Origin of the sequence: Alistipes megaguti (assembly GCF_944320325.1) — a bacterium.
Classification (GTDB): Bacteria; Bacteroidota; Bacteroidia; order Bacteroidales; family Rikenellaceae; genus Alistipes; species Alistipes megaguti.
Map to the genome: position 1 here is coordinate 1 of NZ_CALUHA010000024.1, position 18,015 is coordinate 18,015.

The 18,015-nt window shown below is 60.8% G+C and carries 13 protein-coding genes and 1 pseudogene; 6 read left to right on the forward strand and 8 right to left on the reverse strand.

Going from position 1 to position 18,015, the window contains the following annotated elements:
* The 4 genes from PUQ42_RS07270 to PUQ42_RS07285 all read right to left on the reverse strand — a co-directional run.
* A partial coding sequence (locus PUQ42_RS07270; RefSeq protein ID WP_273372414.1) for an ATP-binding cassette domain-containing protein occupies positions 1-385 on the reverse strand: 385 nt, incomplete at its 3' end.
* Positions 372-1,271, reverse strand: coding sequence for an HlyD family secretion protein (locus tag PUQ42_RS07275; RefSeq protein WP_273372417.1), 900 nt, complete (start codon positions 1,269-1,271; stop codon positions 372-374). The genes PUQ42_RS07275 and PUQ42_RS07270, both read right to left, overlap by 14 nt.
* A 4-nt stretch (positions 1,272-1,275) precedes the next feature.
* Positions 1,276-2,550, reverse strand: coding sequence for a TolC family protein (locus PUQ42_RS07280; RefSeq protein WP_273372419.1), 1,275 nt, complete (start codon positions 2,548-2,550; stop codon positions 1,276-1,278).
* Complete coding sequence (locus PUQ42_RS07285; protein WP_122119846.1) at positions 2,547-3,179, reverse strand: TetR/AcrR family transcriptional regulator; 633 nt, start codon at positions 3,177-3,179, stop codon at positions 2,547-2,549. Before PUQ42_RS07285 ends, PUQ42_RS07280 begins: the two co-directional genes overlap by 4 nt.
* A 298-nt stretch (positions 3,180-3,477) precedes the next feature.
* Here PUQ42_RS07285 and PUQ42_RS07290 point away from each other — a divergent pair.
* Positions 3,478-5,670: pseudogene (locus PUQ42_RS07290) on the forward strand (DUF4838 domain-containing protein).
* Positions 5,671-5,781: 111 nt separating this feature from the next.
* On the opposite strand, the gene PUQ42_RS07295 reads toward PUQ42_RS07290, so the two are convergent.
* Together PUQ42_RS07295 and PUQ42_RS07300 are read right to left on the reverse strand one after the other, a co-directional pair.
* On the reverse strand, positions 5,782-6,387 hold the full coding sequence (locus PUQ42_RS07295; protein ID WP_087404176.1) for a DUF4251 domain-containing protein: 606 nt from the start codon (positions 6,385-6,387) through the stop codon (positions 5,782-5,784).
* A gap of 171 nt (positions 6,388-6,558) precedes the next feature.
* Positions 6,559-7,593: a GntR family transcriptional regulator gene (locus tag PUQ42_RS07300; RefSeq protein WP_087404177.1), complete on the reverse strand. Its 1,035-nt coding sequence runs from the start codon at positions 7,591-7,593 to the stop codon at positions 6,559-6,561.
* Positions 7,594-7,756: 163 nt separating this feature from the next.
* Between PUQ42_RS07300 and PUQ42_RS07305 the strand changes: the two genes are divergently transcribed.
* The 5 genes from PUQ42_RS07305 to PUQ42_RS07325 are packed head-to-tail and all read left to right on the forward strand — an operon-like array spanning position 7,757 to position 14,828.
* Positions 7,757-9,229, forward strand: coding sequence for a family 1 glycosylhydrolase (locus PUQ42_RS07305; RefSeq protein ID WP_087404178.1), 1,473 nt, complete (start codon positions 7,757-7,759; stop codon positions 9,227-9,229).
* Positions 9,230-9,243: 14 nt separating this feature from the next.
* Positions 9,244-10,566 (forward strand): MFS transporter, encoded by a 1,323-nt coding sequence (locus tag PUQ42_RS07310; RefSeq protein WP_273372428.1) that lies wholly within the window; start codon positions 9,244-9,246, stop codon positions 10,564-10,566.
* 28 nt (positions 10,567-10,594) lie between these two features.
* On the forward strand, positions 10,595-11,998 hold the full coding sequence (locus PUQ42_RS07315) for a hypothetical protein (RefSeq protein WP_273372433.1): 1,404 nt from the start codon (positions 10,595-10,597) through the stop codon (positions 11,996-11,998).
* Between the two features lie 30 nt (positions 11,999-12,028).
* On the forward strand, positions 12,029-13,888 hold the full coding sequence (locus tag PUQ42_RS07320; RefSeq protein WP_273372436.1) for a class I mannose-6-phosphate isomerase: 1,860 nt from the start codon (positions 12,029-12,031) through the stop codon (positions 13,886-13,888).
* Complete coding sequence (locus PUQ42_RS07325; RefSeq protein ID WP_122119840.1) at positions 13,869-14,828, forward strand: ROK family protein; 960 nt, start codon at positions 13,869-13,871, stop codon at positions 14,826-14,828. The genes PUQ42_RS07320 and PUQ42_RS07325 overlap by 20 nt, the downstream gene beginning before the upstream one ends.
* A gap of 75 nt (positions 14,829-14,903) precedes the next feature.
* Here PUQ42_RS07325 and PUQ42_RS07330 read toward each other — a convergent pair whose 3' ends face one another.
* Positions 14,904-15,842 (reverse strand): aldose epimerase family protein, encoded by a 939-nt coding sequence (locus tag PUQ42_RS07330; RefSeq protein ID WP_232009107.1) that lies wholly within the window; start codon positions 15,840-15,842, stop codon positions 14,904-14,906.
* Positions 15,839-18,007 (reverse strand): DUF6259 domain-containing protein, encoded by a 2,169-nt coding sequence (locus PUQ42_RS07335; RefSeq protein WP_273372441.1) that lies wholly within the window; start codon positions 18,005-18,007, stop codon positions 15,839-15,841. Before PUQ42_RS07335 ends, PUQ42_RS07330 begins: the two co-directional genes overlap by 4 nt.
* Between the last annotated feature and the right edge of the window lie 8 nt (positions 18,008-18,015).

Consider the following 18,015-nt stretch of genomic DNA (forward strand, 5'->3'; position numbering starts at 1 on the left):
GGCGCCGGCGGAAGGGCTCGATCTGCCGGTAGACGGGTGCGATGAGGTCGTACGAGGCTTCGACCTCGACGCCGAACAGCGCGGCGAAGAAGCGGAGGTTCTCCTCGACCGTCAGATCGCCGTAGAGCGAGAAGCGTCCGGGCATGTATCCCACGCGCGAGCGGATTGCACGGTAATCCCGCACGATGTCGCAGCCGCCGACCCGGGCCTCACCGCCGTCGGGGGCGAGCAGTGTCGCGAGCAGCCGGAAGAGCGTGGTCTTTCCGGCACCGTCGGGCCCGATCAGTCCGAACAGTTCGCCCCGGTGGACGGAGAAGGTCACCGCATCGAGCGCCTGCACCGCGCCGAACCGCTTCGACAGCCCCTTGACCTCAATGGCTTCCATCGTGCAGCCGTACTTCGCCCGCCAGGCCGATCTTCAGCCGTCCGTCGTTGCGCACGGCGATCTTCGCGGCATAGACCAGGTTGGCCCGCGAATTTCGGGTCTGGATCGTCTTGGGGGTAAATTCACTCTCGGGCGAGATCCATGCGATGCGCCCCTCGTAGTCGTAACGCTGATCGCCGCCGAAGTCGGCCGTCACCGTCACCCGATCCCCGATGCGGATCGCGGCGAGCTGCTCCGAGGTGAAGTAGGCCCGCAGATAGAGATGCTCCAGATCGGCCACCTTCAGCAGGGGTTTGCCCACGGCGGCCAGTTCGCCCGCTTCGGCATACTTCGCCAGCACGACGCCCGCGACGGGCGGTGCGATGCGGCACCGGGCGATCCGGTCATCCAGCGCGGCGATCTGCGCCTCGACGACTGCGGCGTTGCCGTCGATCGTGACGGTGCTCTTGTCCAGCGACGAGAGGGTTGCCGACAGCTGGCTTTCCAGAATCCGGATCTGCGCCTCGATGTCATCCCGCTGTTTGGTGGTGGCCGCCCCGTCGCGCAGCAGGTTCTGCACCCGGGCGAGTTCCTGTTCCTGTTTGGCGATCTGTTCGCGCAGGGCGGCGGCCTGAGCCCGGATGTCGGGCCGGCTTGCGAGCAGCGCCGCCTGCTGTGCTTCGAGTTGCCGCCGTTGCAGATCGAGTTGCAGGGTGTCGATCTGGCCGATCGTCACGCCGGGTTCGACGGCCGTTCCCTCCTCGGCGTCGAACCACAGGATGCGTCCCGCGGCCTCGGCCGAAACGACGACCTCGGTTGCCTCGAAGCTCCCCTGCGCATCGAACTCCGCCTCTGCGCCGCACGACACCGCAAGAGCCGCCGCGGCCATACAGACAATACGTTTCATGGGTTTATCGGTTTAATACGTGTTTCAGTTGGTAGAGCGCCTGGAGAAGTTCTATTTCATGGGTGCTGCGGTTCAGCGTGGCCGAGGTTTCGTCGGTGATTTTGCGCAGCAGGTCGGTGGTGTTGATCACACCGTTCTCCAGTTGCGATTCGGCCGCCATGCGCACCGCGCGGCGCAGTTCGACAATCCGGGTGTCGGAGTCTACGGCCTTGCGCAGACGGGCGATTTCACCCTCCTCTCGGGTCGTCTGCAGACGGGTGTTGAAGTCGAAGATATCGCGCTGGATGCCGATCTGCTGCCGGGCCGTGCGGAGTTTCCCGAGATCGTTGCGACGGGTGTAGAGGGCCCCGATATTCCACGACATGCGCACTCCCACCAGCGCGTTGAGCGTTCCGTCCGTCGACATCATGCTTTGGAACATGTCCAGACCCGGATATCCGAAATAGCCTTGTGCGAAGGCGCTGAAGCGCGGCATCAGTGCGCTGTTGAGCGCTTTGCGTCGAACGTCGATCCTTTGGGCCCGGGCCTCAAGCAGCGCCAGCTCGGGATGCGGCGACCCGTCGCCGAGTGTGGGTTCGACCGGGCGCTCCAACCCCTCCGTCGTGAGCGGCTGCCCGATGAAGATCTCCAGCATCCGGCGGTAACTGGCACGGGATGCCTCGATCTGTTCCAGCGTTTGGCGGACGGCCAGCAGCTCCGCTTCGACGGCGTCGGCGTCCGACCGCGTGGCCAGACCGTTTGCAATGCAGCTCCTCATGCGTGTGAGATTGCTCTCCAGCAGGTTGATTTGTGCCGCGGTCTGCGTTCGGCGTTCGTCCAGCAGGAGAATCCCGAAGTAGAGGTCGTCGACTCTCGATTGCAGGGCATACAGATCCACCTCCGTTTGCCGGCGCATCTCCGCAGCCTCGGCCTGCGCCATCTCTTTCGCGGCCCGGGAGTGACCGCCGTCCCAGATCGTCTGCGAGACGTCGATCGCCGCCCGGTACTGCTCGCGGCGGATCCCCTCCATCTGCATACCCCGTGAGGCGAGTATCTCGCCCAATGCTCCGGGGAACGTCGACGTTGCGTTTTGCCACGATGCCTGCCCCGAGAGCGAGACCTGCGGAATCCACGCCCGGGCGGCGTTCGACAGGTCGTATTGTTCGCTCTGCGTGATCAGGTCGTATTGCCGGATTTCGGGATAGTGTTCCCGTGCCAGGCGGCGGCACTCGTCGAGCGTCTGCCCGCGGAGTGTCGTTATCGAAGCTGCGGCCAGCAGAATCAGGACTATTCTCTTCATGGTTTCGGTTTTTGAATTCTTCGCAGGATGGTTTCGATGGCTTCGGCCTTGCGCGCGGCCAGAAACTTTTCGCGGTCGCCGGCCATCTCTCCCAGCAACAGCCCCGCAAACGGAAGGGCCAGAAACGGAAAGACGTTGAGCGACACGATGCTGATGAAGAGCTGGCGCATGTCGACGGCCTCCATCTCGCCGGCTTCGGCCGCCCGATCCGCTTCCGCCTGCAATCGCAGAAAGAGCGTCGGGATCCGCTCCTTCAGCGAGTCGTCGAGCAGGTGGTAACGTTCGGGGCGCATCACCACCTCGTTCAGAAAGAAGCGCGGCAGCAGCGGATGGGCCGCAACCAGGTCGAAGTGCGATGCGATGCCCGACCGGATGCGCTCGACGATCGGTCGCTGCGGATCTCCCATGGCCGCGAAGATCGTCTGTGCGACAAGTGTCGTAATCTTGGCGACGATCCGCTCGAAGAGTTGCTCCTTGGTGCGGAAGTAGTAGTGCAGCATGGCATGCGTCACGCCCGCCCGCTCGGCTATGGCCGTCGTGCGGGCTCCGTCAAATCCTTTTAGGAGAAACTCCTCTTCGGCCGCCTCAAGGATCAACTGTTCCGTGGACGGTTTTTCCTTCTTGTCCATGATCTTTTTGGATCTGTACTAACAATGTGGTTTAACAAAATTGTTAATGCAAATGTACGAAAAAATCAATCATGCAACATGTGGGGGGCGAAAATTTTCGCAGGATGGATCTGACGCGGATTTCGTTCCGGAAGAGCGGCTCCGCTTGGTGGCGATGGGTGGCAGTCCCGGGAATGCGGCAAGACGGGGGCTTATCGTAAAAAAGTTCCCGTTTTGTGATTTCATCGGACAATGTGTTAACTTGCCATACGGAAATCGCTTGTCGGAACGCAAACCCGGACCCCAAAAACTGCAAGATATGAAGATTCAAAACTGGTTGTATGCCTTGTGCCTGGCAGCTGTCACCCTCCCGGCGGCTGCTCAGGTACAGGTCGTGAAGCATGGAAAGGCCGTCGCGCGGATTGTCGCCGATCCGGCCGATTCGGTGGACATGCGGGCTGCCGCGCTGTTGCGGGAGTTTGTCGGACGCATCAGTGGGGCGCAGCTGCCTGTGGTGGCGAACGGGGAGAAACCCCGTCGCGGAGATATTGTCATCGACGCCGGGGAGAGCCGCGGACTGACCGAGGACGGATTCCGCCTGAGAACCGACAACGGCCGGCTGCTGATCTCCGGCGGAGGGGGCAAAGGGACGATTTACGGCGTTGTGACCCTTCTGGAACAGTACCTCGGCGTGGCCTACTACGGGAACAACGCCTATCGGCTGACCGAGCGTGCGCAGGTGACGATTCCCGAGATGAACCATGCCGAGAATCCGGCCTTCCGGTTCCGGCAGAGTCAGTGCTATGCGATGAAGGAGCCCTTCTACCGCGACTGGTTCCGCTTCGAGGAGCCCGAGGAGACCTTTGCCGGAGGCTACTGGGTCCATACCTTCGACCGCATTCTGCCGTCGGACGTCTACGGAAAGAGCCATCCCGAATACTACGCCTTCATCAACGGACAGCGGCGTCCGGGCAAGGCGAGCCAGTGGTGTCTGACCAATCCCGAACTCTTCGAGGTGGTCTGCACGAAGATCGACTCCATCTTCCGGGCCAATCCCGGGATGAACACGATCTCGGTGAGCCAGAACGACGGCAACTTCACCAACTGCACGTGCCCTCGGTGCCGGGCTCTCGATGAGCGCGAGGGGGGGGGCCGTCGGGGAGTCTGATCCATTTCCTGAACCGCCTGGCCGACCGTTTCCCCGACAAGGAGTTCTCGACGCTGGCCTACCTCTATACAATGCATCCGCCCAAGCACGTCAAGCCGCGCCCGAATGTCAACATCATGCTCTGCGACATCGACTGCAAACGGGAGGTTCCGCTGACGGACAACGCTTCGGGACGCGATTTCGTGCAGGCGCTGGAGGGGTGGTCGGCCATCAGCGACAACCTCTTCGTCTGGGACTACGGACAACATGCTCTCGCCGTTCCCCAACTTCCCGATCCTGCAGAAGAACATCCAGTTGTTCCGAAAGAACCACGTCACGATACACTTCTCGCAGATCGGCGGTGAACGGGGCAGCTGTTTCCCCGAGATGCGGGCCTACATGGTGAGCAAGCTGATGTGGAATCCCGATCAGGACAGCGACTCGCTCATGCGCTCCTTCATGCGGGGCTACTACGGTGCGGCGGCCCCCTACGTCTATCAGTACGAGAAGCTGCTCGAAGGGGGGCTGCTCGCCAGCAACAAGGAGCTCTGGATCTACGATTCGCCGGTTACGCACAAGGACGGCATGCTCAATGCCAAGTGTCGCAAACGCTACAACGAACTTTTCGACCAGGCCGAGGCGGCCGTAGCCGACGATTCGGTGCTGCTCGACCGCGTACGCCTTTCGCGGCTTCCGCTGCAGTATTCCGAACTGGAGATCGACCGTGCGGAAGGGGTGAAGGATCCCGAGGCGACGATGGCCCGGCTGGAACTCTTCGGGGAGCGCTGCCGCCATTTCGCCATTCCGATACTCAACGAGCGCCGCAATACCCCCGAAGAGTATTGCCAGCTCTATCGGGTGCGTTACATGCCCGACAAGAATCTGAAGTCCGATCTGGCTCGCGGTGCAAAGGTTACCTGGATCGAGGCTCCGTCGCCCCGCTATGCGAAGCTGGGCGAGACGGCCCTGACCGACGGGCTGTTCGGCGGCACGACCTACGTGGAGAGCTGGGTCGGCTGGGAGGGCCGCGACGGCAGCTTCATCATCGACCTTGGCCAGGAGCGGGAGGTGTCGCTTGTCGAGTGCGATTTCCTGCATCAGCTGGGGGCTTGGATTCTGCTTCCCGAGCGGGTCGCCTGCTCGCTTTCGTGCGACAATGCCGCCTATGAGCCCTTCGGCGGGCAGCATTTTGCCGAGGACCGTTCCCCGCAGGTCAAGTTCGTACAGGCCTCCTTCCGCAGCGACACTCCCCGCCGGGCACGGTATGTGCGCATCGACATCATCGGTACGAAGAACTGTCCGTCGTGGCACTACGGCGTGGGTCATCCCTCGTGGTTCTTCCTCGACGAGGTGAGCGTGAGGTGATGCGGTGCGGCTTCAACCGAAAAAGGGGGCGATTCCAAGGAATCGCCCCCTTTTTAACAGAGTGCAGCATGTCGTTCCCTTCGGCGGACGGTGCGGAGCTCTGAACGTTGGTCAGAGGCTTCGTCCCTCGAACGTCCTGGCGTGTTTTGCCGGCAGGAGTTTGCCGTAGAAGGTGATCCGATTCCCGTTGAAGGTAGGTTCCACCGTCACGGAGGTGTAGTTGGTGCCTTTGGGCAGCGTGAAGGTCACATAGGCCGACAGGGCGGCCCCCATGACGTTCATCGTGAAAAAGGTATTCCCCTTGCGGTCGGTTTTGACCCGGATGTCCGAAGCGGTGCCTTTGAGGGTAATGCCGCCGACCCCGTTGGGACCACCTCCGTTGAACGGAGCGATCTGGACGACGGCCTGATCGTCTTTCAGCGAGACGAAATTGGTTGTCGAATTCACGAAAGCGGACTCTCCGTACCGGAAGACGAGCTTGTCGGCCTCCACGACGAAATCGAGTTTCTCCAGCGCTCGTACGGCCTGTACGTAGTCGATGGAGTCCTGCATCCGTTGCAGCTCTTTTTCGAGAGCCTTCTCCTGAGCCGCGGACTCTTCGGACCGGTTCTGCATGGCGGCCTGTTCGGCTTGGGTGTAGATCCGGCGTTCGGTCTGCGCCTCGGCGGTCGTCTGCATCAGCAGTACGGCGGCCAAAATCAAAAACAGCTTGTTCATATTCGCCTTGTTTCTGAGAATGATGATTGCCGGCTCTTGTTGAGCCGGCAATCATATAACGCATTTCCCGCGTCGGATGGTGTGTCTGTCGCTATTTTTCTTTCGCTCCCTGCTTGTTCTGATGCGGGGCGCACTGCCGGGGGACGGTTTCGTCCGGTGACGGGCCCCTTCTCAGAACGTATTGCGGCGGATCATCTGAAAGTCACACTTGATTTTGGCCGGCGTCTTGTCGAGAATCATGCGTGCAACGAGAATGCCCATCTGTCGGAAATCGGTCGAAATGGTCGTCAGACCGTTGAGGATGATTTCGTTGATCGGCGATTCGTTGTAGGAGATGATGCTGATGTCGCGTCCCACCTTGTAGTGGAGTTCGCGGGCCCTGCGGACCAGTTCGATCAGCCCCAGGTCGTATTGGCTGTTGAGGATCAGGTATACCTCCTTTTCGCGGATGATCTCCGGCGTAATCTTCGTGTGAAACTCCACGGCGATGTCGTTGTCCCGGCAGAAGCGTTCGACGGCTTTGCTTACCGATGCGTAATAGAGGCTGGAGGGCAGCGTCACGACGTTGAGTTTCGAGTAGTTCTTGAGCTTTTTGAGTCCGTATCCGAGACCTTCGTAGGCATCGCTGTCGAAATCCTGATAGACGGCGCCGTAGTTTCCGGGGAGTTCCTTCATCCAGTGGTCGGCGAGGATGAGTTTGCGGTTGGGAATTCGTGTGAGGATCTTCAGCACCCGTTTTTGCGTTACGGTATCGAGCGGAAAATGCGGCGTGATGACGTAGTAGTCAAACAGGTCGAGATTTTCGTCGATGTAGTATTCGAGCAGGTCGACATTCTGGTTGTGGAGCCGGATGGTGACCTCGGCCGCATTGCCGATCTCCTCGGCAAACGAGTTGAAGAGCACCTGCTTGTAGGTGCTCAGCTTGTCGAACAGCACGAGGATGTTGAGCTTGCTGGCGTCGCCTTTCGCTGCCACATAGAATCCCTTACCCTGTTTGGCGTCGATGTAGTCTTTGTTCCGAAGGATGGAGTAGGCCTTCTTGACAGTCTCTTTCGAGATGTCGAGCATGGCCGACAACTCGTTCATCGATGGTAACAGATATCCCTCGGGATACTCCCCGTTGCGGATATATTGTTCGATCTGTCCGACTATCTGTTTGTAGACCGGAGTCTGACTCTCCGGATCGATCTTGATCTTTTCCGACATACCTGTCGTTTAAAAAAAATGAAATAAAAAGTTGGAATGTGTAAAAAAATGGCTATATTTGCACCACACCACACAACACTAATCATGGGGAGTACCACACCTCATTCCTTTTCTGTCGTGTGTTACAAAGATATGAAAAAAACTGTTAACCAGCCTTCGTGAAATGAAAAAAACTTTCCTTGTGTTGCTCTTTGGTATGTTGCTTCCGGCGGTGGCTCCGGCCCAGCATTGGTCTTTGACGTGGAAACGGCTTCAGTCCGTGTCGCCGGGTCTGGAGATGATCGGGCGAATCGAACCCAGAACCTCCCGCGAACTGGACAATCCGCGCTGGTCGGTGGGTTGTGAGTGTCTCGATCGGGACTATGCCGATTTTTCGGCCTACAAATCCTATGTCGGCGAGTTGGGAGTCGGGGCGGCGCGTATCCAGAGCGGCTGGGCGCGATGCGAACAGAAAAAGGGCCGTTACGATTTCGAATGGCTCGACGAAGTGGTCGACGGCCTGTGTGAACAGGGGATTCGGCCGTGGATGTGCCTGGCCTACGGGAATCCGGTCTACGGGGCCCAGAAGAGTCTCGGATCGCGGATCTTCACCGACGAGGCCACGCTTCAGGCTTGGGAACGCTACGTGACGGCCGTTGTCGAGCGTTACCGGGATCGGGTGCACGAGTGGGAGGTGTGGAACGAGCCCAACCTGCGCGGAACCAACCAGGCCGACGCATACGGCGAGCTGCTGATCCGGACCGCGGAGGCGGTTCGTCGGGTCGATCCCGAGGCGGTGATCATCGGTTTCGGACTCTCGCGCATGCCGCTCGACTTCACGGGCAGCGTGTTGGATCTGTTGCGTGAACGGGGCAAATTGAATTTGATCGACTACGTGAGCTTCCATCCCTATCACGAAAATCCGGATGATGCCACGCCCGGTATCGAGGCTCTGGCGAAACTCGTGGCGTCGTACGATCCGCGGATCCGCCTCTTTTCGGGCGAGAGCGGCTGTCCGTCGATTCTCGAGTGGGCTCATGCACTGCGCTACCACGAGTGGAGCGAATACAGCCAGGCGAAGTGGGTTTCGCGGCGACTGGCCAATGACTTTGCGCTGGGAATCCGCTCTTCGATTTTTGCCATCATCGACAATCAGTACCCCAACATGTTGCAGTCGTTCGGGCTGTTGCGGGCCAATCTGCTGAAGCAGGTGGTCTACAAGCGTCCGTCGTACCACGCCATGCAGCATCTGGTCAACCTGTTGCACGACGGGGTGCAGGCCTCCGGACGTCCGGCCTTCCGGGCCAATACCGCCCGGGAGATCGAACTGGTGTCGCTGGCCGACTCGGCCGGTACGACGATCGGCGTGATGTTCTGGTACGGGGACCGCATCCCCTCCGACGATCTGACCTGGGATCGTGTCGAATTGCGTGTCGACGGGCTTTCGCTGCAGGATCCTGTGCTGGTAGAACCCGTTACGGGACGGATCTTCGAGTTGCCGCAGCCCCATGGTAACCGGGATGGCGGGGGTATGAAATTCACCGGATGTCCGGTGTGGGATTCGCCGATGCTGCTCATGGAGCGCGATGCGGTTCCGTTCCGCAATAAGGGGACGGAGCGTCAGGCCGCCGGGACGAGTGACGACATGTTGTACTGAAAAACCGGGAGATCATGAATCAGGCAGCTGTCGGGCGCAGAGGCGCCCGTTACAAATGGGAGGTTCTGGCCCTGCTGTGGGTCGCCTACCTGCTCAATCAGGCCGATCGTCAGGTCTTCAACGTGGTTCTCCCGCTCATTCGGGAGGATCTGGGTCTGAGCGACGTGGCAATCGGGTCCATCGCAACGATTTTCAACCTCTTCTATGCCGTGCTGGTTCCCATCGGAGGGCTGGTGGGCGACCGTTTCAGCCGGAAGTGGATCGTGACGGGGAGCATTCTCTTCTGGAGCGTGGCGACGATGTTCACGGGCCTCTGCAACGGATTTCTGATGCTGGTCATGATGCGCAGCATTGCGACGGGCGGCGGCGAGGCCTTCTTCGGACCGGCCAACTATTCGCTGCTGGCCCAGTATCACGAACGGACCCGGGCCTTTGCCATGTCGATCCACCAGACGGCCTACTACATCGGGATCATCATCAGCGGGTATGCAGCCGGTTACATCGGACAGCTGTGGGGATGGCGGAGCGCCTTCTATGTGTTCGGATCCATCGGCGTGATTCACGGCATCGTCATGATCTTCCGGCTGAAGGACAAGCGGGATCCGGCTACCGAAGCGACACCCGAAGCGGCTGTCGGGGCGACACCCGAAACGGCTGCCGCAACACCGGACTCCGCGACCCGTGCCGCGGCGCCCAGGGCGCGTCTGACGGATGGCTTCCGATTGGTCTTCACCACCCCGACGGCCCTGATTCTGACCGTCTGCTTCGCGGGACTGATCTTCGTTCTGACGGGATATCTCACGTGGATGCCCACGTATCTCTTCGAGCGTTTCGACATGGATCTTTCGGGGGCCGGCTTCCATTCGATGTTCTACACCCATCTGTTTGCCTTCTTCGGGGTGCTGCTGGCCGGGAGGCTCTCCGACCGGCTGGGTCGGCTTCATCCCGCCTGGCGGATGGCCATGCAGGGATTCGGACTGCTGGCTGCCGTACCCTTTATCCTGCTGATGGGCAATTCGGCCACGCTGTGGGTGATTTACGTCGGTTTCGCCGGTTTCGGCTTTGCCCGGGCCTTCTTCGATGCCAACACCTATACGGTGCTTTACGACGTCATTCCGCCGCGTTATCACTCTTCGGCCTCGAGTCTGATGATGATGATCGGCTTCGGTATCGGAGCGCTGGCTCCCGTGGTGCTGGGAGCCGTGAAGCAGGCCGTGGGGCTCTCGTTCGGCATTTCGATGCTGGCCGTCGTCTGGCTGATATGCGGAGCCGGCATGGTCCTGGGGGCCAAACTCTTCTATTTGAAAGACTACAATAAGATTGACCATGAACAGTAACCTGAAAACCAGAAAAGCGAAAGCAGGCTTGCTGCTGATCGCATCGCCCCGCTTCAAGATGCTGGGCGAAGGATTGAAGCGCGGCACCTATGCCGAACGGAAGGATGCCGATGTGAAGCGGATTCTCGCGACGATGGATTTCCTGGATGTGGTATTCCCGGGTATCGTCTACGAAAAGGAGGAGGTGATGGCCGCCATGGACCGGTTCTATCTCGAGAAGGTGGATTTCGTGATTGCGGAGTTTCTCTCCTGGTCGGAGGATTTCGCCTGGATCCGCTTCCTGCGCGACATGCCCCAGGTGCCGATCCTCTTCGTGAATGCGGCCCGGGACCATGTCTCGTTCCACGATACGCTCGACGAGGATGATTTCATCGATTATCTCTGCGCCGGGACGCTCGTCGGATCGCTCGAGGCATCCGGATCGGTGCCCCGCACGGGGCGCCGGCATCTCCGAGTCGTGATGGGCTCGCGCGAGGAGGTGACCTCGCAGATCCGGCTCTTTGCTTCGGCGGCCCGGGCCCGGGCCATCCTGCGGCAGTCGAACGTCGGACTGCTGGCCAACTACAACGAGGCGATGTGGTCCACCTATATCGACCCCTACGATCTCTTCACCAAACTGGGTCCCGAGATTCGTTTCCTGCCCTATTCGACCTACGGCGAGGTGATCGACGCCGTGAGCGAAGCGGAACTCAAGGCCTATTGTGATCTTCTGACCTCGCGCTACCGGATGATGGAGGATGTGGCCCGCGACAAGTTCGAAGCTTCGGTGCGTGCCTCGATCGGACTGGCCCGGATGGCCGAGCAGTCGGATATCGACGTGATGGTCTTCAACGACATCGACCGGGCGATGTTCGAACTGGTCGGACTGCGGGCCGGATTCTACCACCCGTGGTTCAATGACAACTGTTCGGTGCTGGTTCCCGAGGCCGACATCGGTGCCGGTCTGATCACCTATCTGCTGAAACTGATTTCGGGCCGGCATGTCAATTTCCTCGAGCCGTTCCACATCGAGACCGATTACGGGACCTTTGCCGGAGGCCATGCCGGACCCAACGACCACAACGATCCGGCCTGGCAGCAGAATGTCGTGATTGCCCGCGACGTGCGTTTTGCCAAGACCAGCTACAAGTATGCCGGGGCGCCGTTTGCCTGGTACCGGATCTCGCCGGGACGCAAGACCATGGCGCAGCTGGTCGAGTGCGACGGGCGCTACAAACTGGTGGCCACGCTGGTCGATTCGCTCGAGGGCGAACACATCCTGGCGACCTATTCGCACAGCATCTTCCGTCCGGTGGTGCCCGTCAAGCGGCTCTTCGAGGAGATTCTGAAGATCGGCACCACGCAGCATTTCGCTCTGGTCGACGGCGATTATCTGCGCGAACTGGAGATGCTCGCCGGGATCATGGATTTCGAATACCACGCAATTGTTTGAATGCATTAACCCTTAAAAACCTATTGTCTCATGAGTTTCATGTACAACCCCTTCCCGTACGACGATCCCCGGGCGGTCAACCGCCCGCAGCTCCCGGCCGAAGCCGTCGGGGCCGTCGTCAGCGGGACGCTCGAGGCGGCCAGGTCGTTGGCCGCAGAACTTGCCGCCCGTCTGGAGGCGGCACCCGGCAAGAGCCCCGTGGCAGCCTTCGACGGATATGCCACGGCCGACTGGTCGCGGATGATCAACCTGCTTTCACAGCAGCTGCTGCAGCGCGGCATCGCCCTTGAGGCGGTTGATTTCCGCGAGGTGCTCAAGACCGAGGAGGAGATCCATGCCCTGATCGATCCGCTGCTGGAGTGGGATCGGGAGAAGGACCCCACGCTGCTCTACGGGCGCATTTTCCGCGGCGGTTACGAGGCGCTGCTCGACGAGTCCCGGGCGGCCGGTTTCCGGACGCGGATTGCCGGCCTGCGTTCGTCGGAGGGGACGCGGCGTGTGGTGGTAGTCTACGGCAGCGGCTGTCTGATGCCGCGGATGCGCGATCTCTATGACATGCGCTGTTATTTCGACGTGACGCCCAAGGAGTCGATTCTCCGCATCCGCCGCGGGGAGTATGCCAATCTGGGCGACCGGACCGCACGTCCGGCCAATCAGGTGATTCGCCGGTGCTACTACGCCGATTTCGAGATGGCCGTGCATCTGCGGGGCGAACTGCTCCGCGAGGGGTTGCTCGACTATTACCTCTGTTCGGACCATCCCGACCGGCTGGAGCTGATTCCGCGCAAGGCTCTGGAGCAGATTTTTGCCGCACTGGCGCTCTATCCGTTCCGTTGCAAACCCGTCTATCTGGAGGGGGTCTGGGGCGGAACCTACGTCAAGAAGCTGCGCAATCTGCCCGATACGATGCGCAACTGCGCCTGGGTTTTCGATCTGATTCCGATGGAGGTCAGCGTCGTGGTGGAGGCCGGTTCCGAACGGCTTGAGTTCCCCTTCTTCACCTTCGTGCAGCGTGAGGGCGAGGCGCTCATGGGGGCGAAGTGCGTCGAGAAGTTCGGCGGATATTTCCCCATCCGCTTCAACTACGACGATTCCTACCACAGTACGGGCAACATGTCGATCCAGGTGCACTCCGGGGCGCAGTACAACCACGACCATTTCGATGAGCTGGGACGTCAGGACGAGAGTTACTACGTGGTGGTGGCTGGCCACCACGCCCGGACCTTCATCGGGTTCCGGGACGATGCCGACATCGATGCCTTCATCCGTGACATCAAGCTGGCCGACAAGGAGTACAAGCCCGTAGACTATCTGAAGTATGTCAGCTATGAGGATTCCAAACCCGGTCTGCAGGTGATGATTCCGGCCGGAACGGTCCACTCGTCGGGGCGGAACCAGGTGGTGCTGGAGATCGGTAGCCTGACGATCGGCTCCTACACCTACAAGCTTTACGATTACCTGCGTCCGGATTTCGACGGCAAACCGCGCCCGATCCATACGTGGCACGGCGAACGCAATCTGGTTCGGGAGCGACGCACGAGCTGGGTGCGGCAGAACATCGTCCAGCAGCCGCGCGAGGTTCGTTCCGGCGAGGGCTGGGCCGAGTATATCGTCGGCGAGCATGATCTGCTCTACTTCACGCTCCGGCGTCTGGAGTTCGAGCGGAGCATCGAGGATGATACCCGCGGCCGCTTCCACGTGCTGACGCTTGTCGACGGCGAGCGGGTGCGGATCCGTTCGCTCGACCATCCCGAACGCTTCTTCGATGCCGAATACATGGATATGGTGGTGGTTCCGGCCGACATGGGCCGCTATGTGATCGAGAATCTGCGGGCCGAACCGATCTGTGTCCACAAGACAATGCTCAAGGATGGATTCGACCGGGAGTAACTGCCGCCTGCTCTTCGACGTCGGGGGGACGTTCCTCAAGGCCGTCGTGGCAGACTCTGCCGGGGAGCTGATTCCCGAATCGGAGTTCTCCTGTCCGATGCCTTCGGATGGCTCGCGCGATGAGATTGTCGGGGCCCTGGCTGCTTCGGTAGCCCGGGGTGCCGCCTTTGTCTCGTCGCGCGGCCAGACCCTGGGGGGGCTGGGCGTGGCATTTCCCGGACCCTTTGATTTTGCACGCGGCATTCCGCTCATGGAGCACAAGTTCCGGCAGATCTACGGCCTCTCGCTGGATGATCTGCTGCACGGCCTGCCCGAGACGGGTGCTGAAATGCCGATCCGCTTCATGCACGATGTCAATGCGGCCCTGCTGGGCGAGATGACGCGCGGCAATGCCCGTTCGTTCGGCAATGCCGCTCTGGTCACACTCGGCACGGGACTGGGCTTTGCCTGCTGTCTGGACCGTGAAATCCAGTATGCTCCGATGGGCTCGCCGCGGATCTCGATCTTCCGGCTCCCCTGCCGGGGCGGAATTCTCGAAGATTGGGTTTCGAAGCGCGGGCTGTTGCGAATCCATGCCGGACGATGCGGTTGCAGCGATCCTTCGCTGACAGTAGCCGATCTGGCACGGATGGCCTTTGCCGGAGATCTTCCGGCGCGGGAGACCTTTGCCGATGCGGGGCGGATTCTGGCCCGGGCGATCGGCGGGGTGCTTGCCCGGAACCGGATCGAATGTTTGTTGATGGGCGGGCAGATTTCACGCTCGTTCGTCCTGATGGAACCGGTGCTTCGCGAGGAGCTTGCCGCGGTGCCCACGCTGCGGATGATTGCCCCGGCGGCACATATCGGCGAAGCTGCGTTTTACGGTTTGCTGGCCGGGCTGGACCGCTTGGCGGGGGTGAAGCCGGATGTCGGGATCCGCACGGTCGGTTGCGGCGCATGACATCCAGGTTCGTAACGGATTTGAAGAGAGCCGCCTCACATGTCATGTGAGGCGGCTCTCTTGTGAAGCGGCATCTCAGGCCAGCAGTTCGTATTCGAGTCTCCAGACGAGGGTCTCGCCCGGGAAGGCCCGGAAGGTCGTGTAGGGTTCGATGCAGGCTATCCCCCGGCGGGCCCAAAGGACCATGTGCGACAGCGGTGCATTCCCCGATACGCGAATGCCGGCCCCCGTAAGGAGGTTGAGGATGCAGAATCCGTAGGTTCCCGATGCGGAATCCTGTGCATGGAGGTCGCCCATGAAGACGGTCTCTCCCGGTCGGAGCTCCCGGTTGAAGCGAATCCCGTCCCTCCCGAGTGTGACACAGTCGTAGGCTTCGCGCCAGGTCCCGACGGGATGGAAGGGGAAACGAATGGCCGTATCGGGTCCCGTGACCATCCGGTCGAGGGTGAAAAAGTTGTGGTTGCAGACCTGTCCCGCCAGCACGGCCGGTCCGAGATTCTTGAGCGTATAGTCGATTCGCAGACGGTCCGTATGGGTCAGTCTCAGCTCCTTGCGGTAGTCGTATCCATACTCGTCGCTCAGCAGACGGTGGCGGAACTCGACCCGGTCGCGAGTGGCGGTCGTCTCCCAAAGACCGTGGTTGACGATTTCGTAGAGCCGGAACCGGTCGTAGGGCTCCCCGGAGTATCGACGCAGCATGCCGACGCCGATCTTCAGGAACTCTTCACCGGGACGGGCCCGTTCGTATCCGATCTCGGTAAATTCGTCCACCGGACCGCTCAGATCGTCGTGGCACAGCGGATCGTGCCTGTTTTTCCACGGGGTGACGTAGCGATGACCGCGGCCGCGCAGGTCGCTCAGGACTCCGCTCCAGTCGAAGCGGGTGGCCCGGTAGTATCCGCTCACGGGATCGGGCGGACAGACGACGGCCGTGGTCGTTCCGTTGGTCAGATGCAGGATGGAAGGGTTCTGAGGAGCCTCTTCGGCCTGGAAAATCGTTGGACTTGTTCTCATGGCCGGCCCTCTTTTTGATAAATCAGCACCGCCAGATCGTATTGTCTGAGGGTGATCCGGTCGCCGTTGCGGGAGACCCGGGCCTCGCCCAGCGTCGACGATTCGACGAATCGGTATCCCGGGACCTCGATCCCGCCGCTCACGGGGTCTCCCGCCTCGGTCCGGGTCGCCACGATGGCCATGCCGTCGCCGTGGGTGTAGGCCCGGGCCTCGATGCCCTGCGCGGAGAGCGTGAAACCCTCCACGTCGCGGTAACGTCCCATCAGCAAGAGGTGTTCGTAGCGTCTCTTGATCTCGTTGGCTTGTGCCAGATAGGACTGGTAATGCGGGGTTTTGTCGATCAGATCGCGGCAGCGGTAGATCTCGATATCGTTGCGCAACCCCTTGAGCAGGGTGTTGTTTACCCGGCGTTCGATATCCGTGTCGTCGCGGATCTCCCGGTCGGAGATGATAATCTCGGGGAAGGTGTAGCGGAACCAGTCGATGAAGCTGTACCGTCCGGCCGTGACCTGATAAATATGGATATAATCGCAGTATTGGGCCGTCACGTCGGTCAGCCACTCGGTGCCGAGGGCAAACTCCGGATCGAAGCGGATGTTATGGTCGCGAATCATCTTCAGCACTTCGGCCTTGTCGGCGATGACCCGCAGGTTCGGAATCGGGAATTCGCGGCTCAGGTCCCAGTTCGTGGCCCGTTCGCCGTAGCCGAGCTGGTCGTAGAAGACACTGTTGGCTCCGTATTCGCGGGCGCGGTCGGCCCATTCGAGGAGCATCCGGCGCCAGATCTCGGAACGCGTGTCGGCGATGACGAACGTTCGGGCGTTGTAGTCGCCCAGGAAGGTCCCCTGCCCGGTGAAGCGGTACTGCTCGGTGAACTCCGCACCCGTGTTGTCGCGGTAGCAGATCTCCCGTCCGGCGCCGCTTTTGTAGAATTCGCTCTCACGGTCGATCAGTTTGCCGTTGAAGTAGAGCAGCACCTTGCCGCCATCTTTCTTGAATTCGGCGATGGCCTGTTTCCAGCCTTCGTCGCCGCCCTGTGCCGGATCGGCGTTGTAGTGGGGATTGCCGTGGTCCATGCCCGTCTCCCACCACCCGAAGGTGAAGGCGGCATCGGCTCCGACGCTCTCCCCGACACGCTTGATGCGTCCCGGCAGATCGGTGTACCGGAAGAGCAGCTCGCCATACTGGTGGCGGAAGATGACCCGCTGCCAGCTGCGCATCTTCTGTACCCAGAGCGGAGCTTCGCGATGATCCCACCAGGTGTCGGCCCAGCGCCGGTAGAGTTTCGAGGTTTGGTGCCACGTGCCCGTATAGGGGGCAATGACGTTGGCACTGCAGCTCCAGCTCTCGCCCGAGAGGCACTGCGGGTATTTGTAGAATCCGGATTCCAGCCGCGAGAAGCCTCCCTCCCCGTCGGGATAGAGGCGCAGTCCGTGTCCCGTGTCCTGGAACTGGAGGTCGTGGCTCCCGAAATAGAGCCCTTCGCGTTCGCCGACATAGGCAAAGCAGTTCGAGGCCATGCAGCCTCCCGTTCCGCCCGTTACGGTCCGCGTCGGGTATTTGGCGTCCATCTGACGGAATTTCTGGGCCGGGGTCTTGTAGGGCGAGGTGTTGCTGTTGCGCAGGATAATGCCCTTCGGATCGTCGTAGAGCTGCCCTCCGGTGTGGGTGAGCAGCAGCTTGTGGTCCTCCGGGAGTGGCATGTTTCCGACGAGCGGGTAGTGCAGTTCGCGGACGATCGTGTGCGGTTCGTTGTTCTCGATCTTCGAGGCAAAGCGGATCTGATCCCCTTCGAGCGTGATGTCGAAGCGGAGCGAGATGTCGAGCGTGACCTCTTTCCGGATGCTGAAGTCGGTGGCCTTCAGCTCTTCGTAGAGCAACGTGATGGTCTCCCCGTTTTGTGAGATGCGGGGTTGCTGCCCGGCGGCCAGGACCTCGATCTCCTTGGCTTTCGGGGTATCGTAGTAGAGCCTCCAGAGATAGTCGCGGCCGGCATAGTCGCGGCCTGTCTCGAGGTTCTTGAGGCTGACGAGGCGGCCCTCGTCGTCGATCGAGATCTGCAACCGTTCGTTGCGCAAGGTGGACGGTTGCGGTGTGGCGTGGACCGGCAGTATCAGAAACGGAGCTGCCAGGCTGCAAAGGGTGGTGGTCAGTCGTATGTTCATGGCTGAGT

Bases quoted from the DNA above. Each gene is read 5' to 3' on its own strand.
- PUQ42_RS07275 (WP_273372417.1), bottom strand. From the start codon at position 1,271: ATGAAACGTATTGTCTGTATGGCCGCGGCGGCTCTTGCGGTGTCGTGC.
- PUQ42_RS07280 (WP_273372419.1), bottom strand. From the start codon at position 2,550: ATGAAGAGAATAGTCCTGATTCTGCTGGCCGCAGCTTCGATAACGACA.
- PUQ42_RS07285 (WP_122119846.1), bottom strand. From the start codon at position 3,179: ATGGACAAGAAGGAAAAACCGTCCACGGAACAGTTGATCCTTGAGGCG.
- PUQ42_RS07295 (WP_087404176.1), bottom strand. From the start codon at position 6,387: ATGAACAAGCTGTTTTTGATTTTGGCCGCCGTACTGCTGATGCAGACG.
- PUQ42_RS07300 (WP_087404177.1), bottom strand. From the start codon at position 7,593: ATGTCGGAAAAGATCAAGATCGATCCGGAGAGTCAGACTCCGGTCTAC.
- PUQ42_RS07305 (WP_087404178.1), top strand. From the start codon at position 7,757: ATGAAAAAAACTTTCCTTGTGTTGCTCTTTGGTATGTTGCTTCCGGCG.
- PUQ42_RS07310 (WP_273372428.1), top strand. From the start codon at position 9,244: ATGAATCAGGCAGCTGTCGGGCGCAGAGGCGCCCGTTACAAATGGGAG.
- PUQ42_RS07320 (WP_273372436.1), top strand. From the start codon at position 12,029: ATGAGTTTCATGTACAACCCCTTCCCGTACGACGATCCCCGGGCGGTC.
- PUQ42_RS07325 (WP_122119840.1), top strand. From the start codon at position 13,869: ATGGATTCGACCGGGAGTAACTGCCGCCTGCTCTTCGACGTCGGGGGG.
- PUQ42_RS07330 (WP_232009107.1), bottom strand. From the start codon at position 15,842: ATGAGAACAAGTCCAACGATTTTCCAGGCCGAAGAGGCTCCTCAGAAC.
- PUQ42_RS07335 (WP_273372441.1), bottom strand. From the start codon at position 18,007: ATGAACATACGACTGACCACCACCCTTTGCAGCCTGGCAGCTCCGTTT.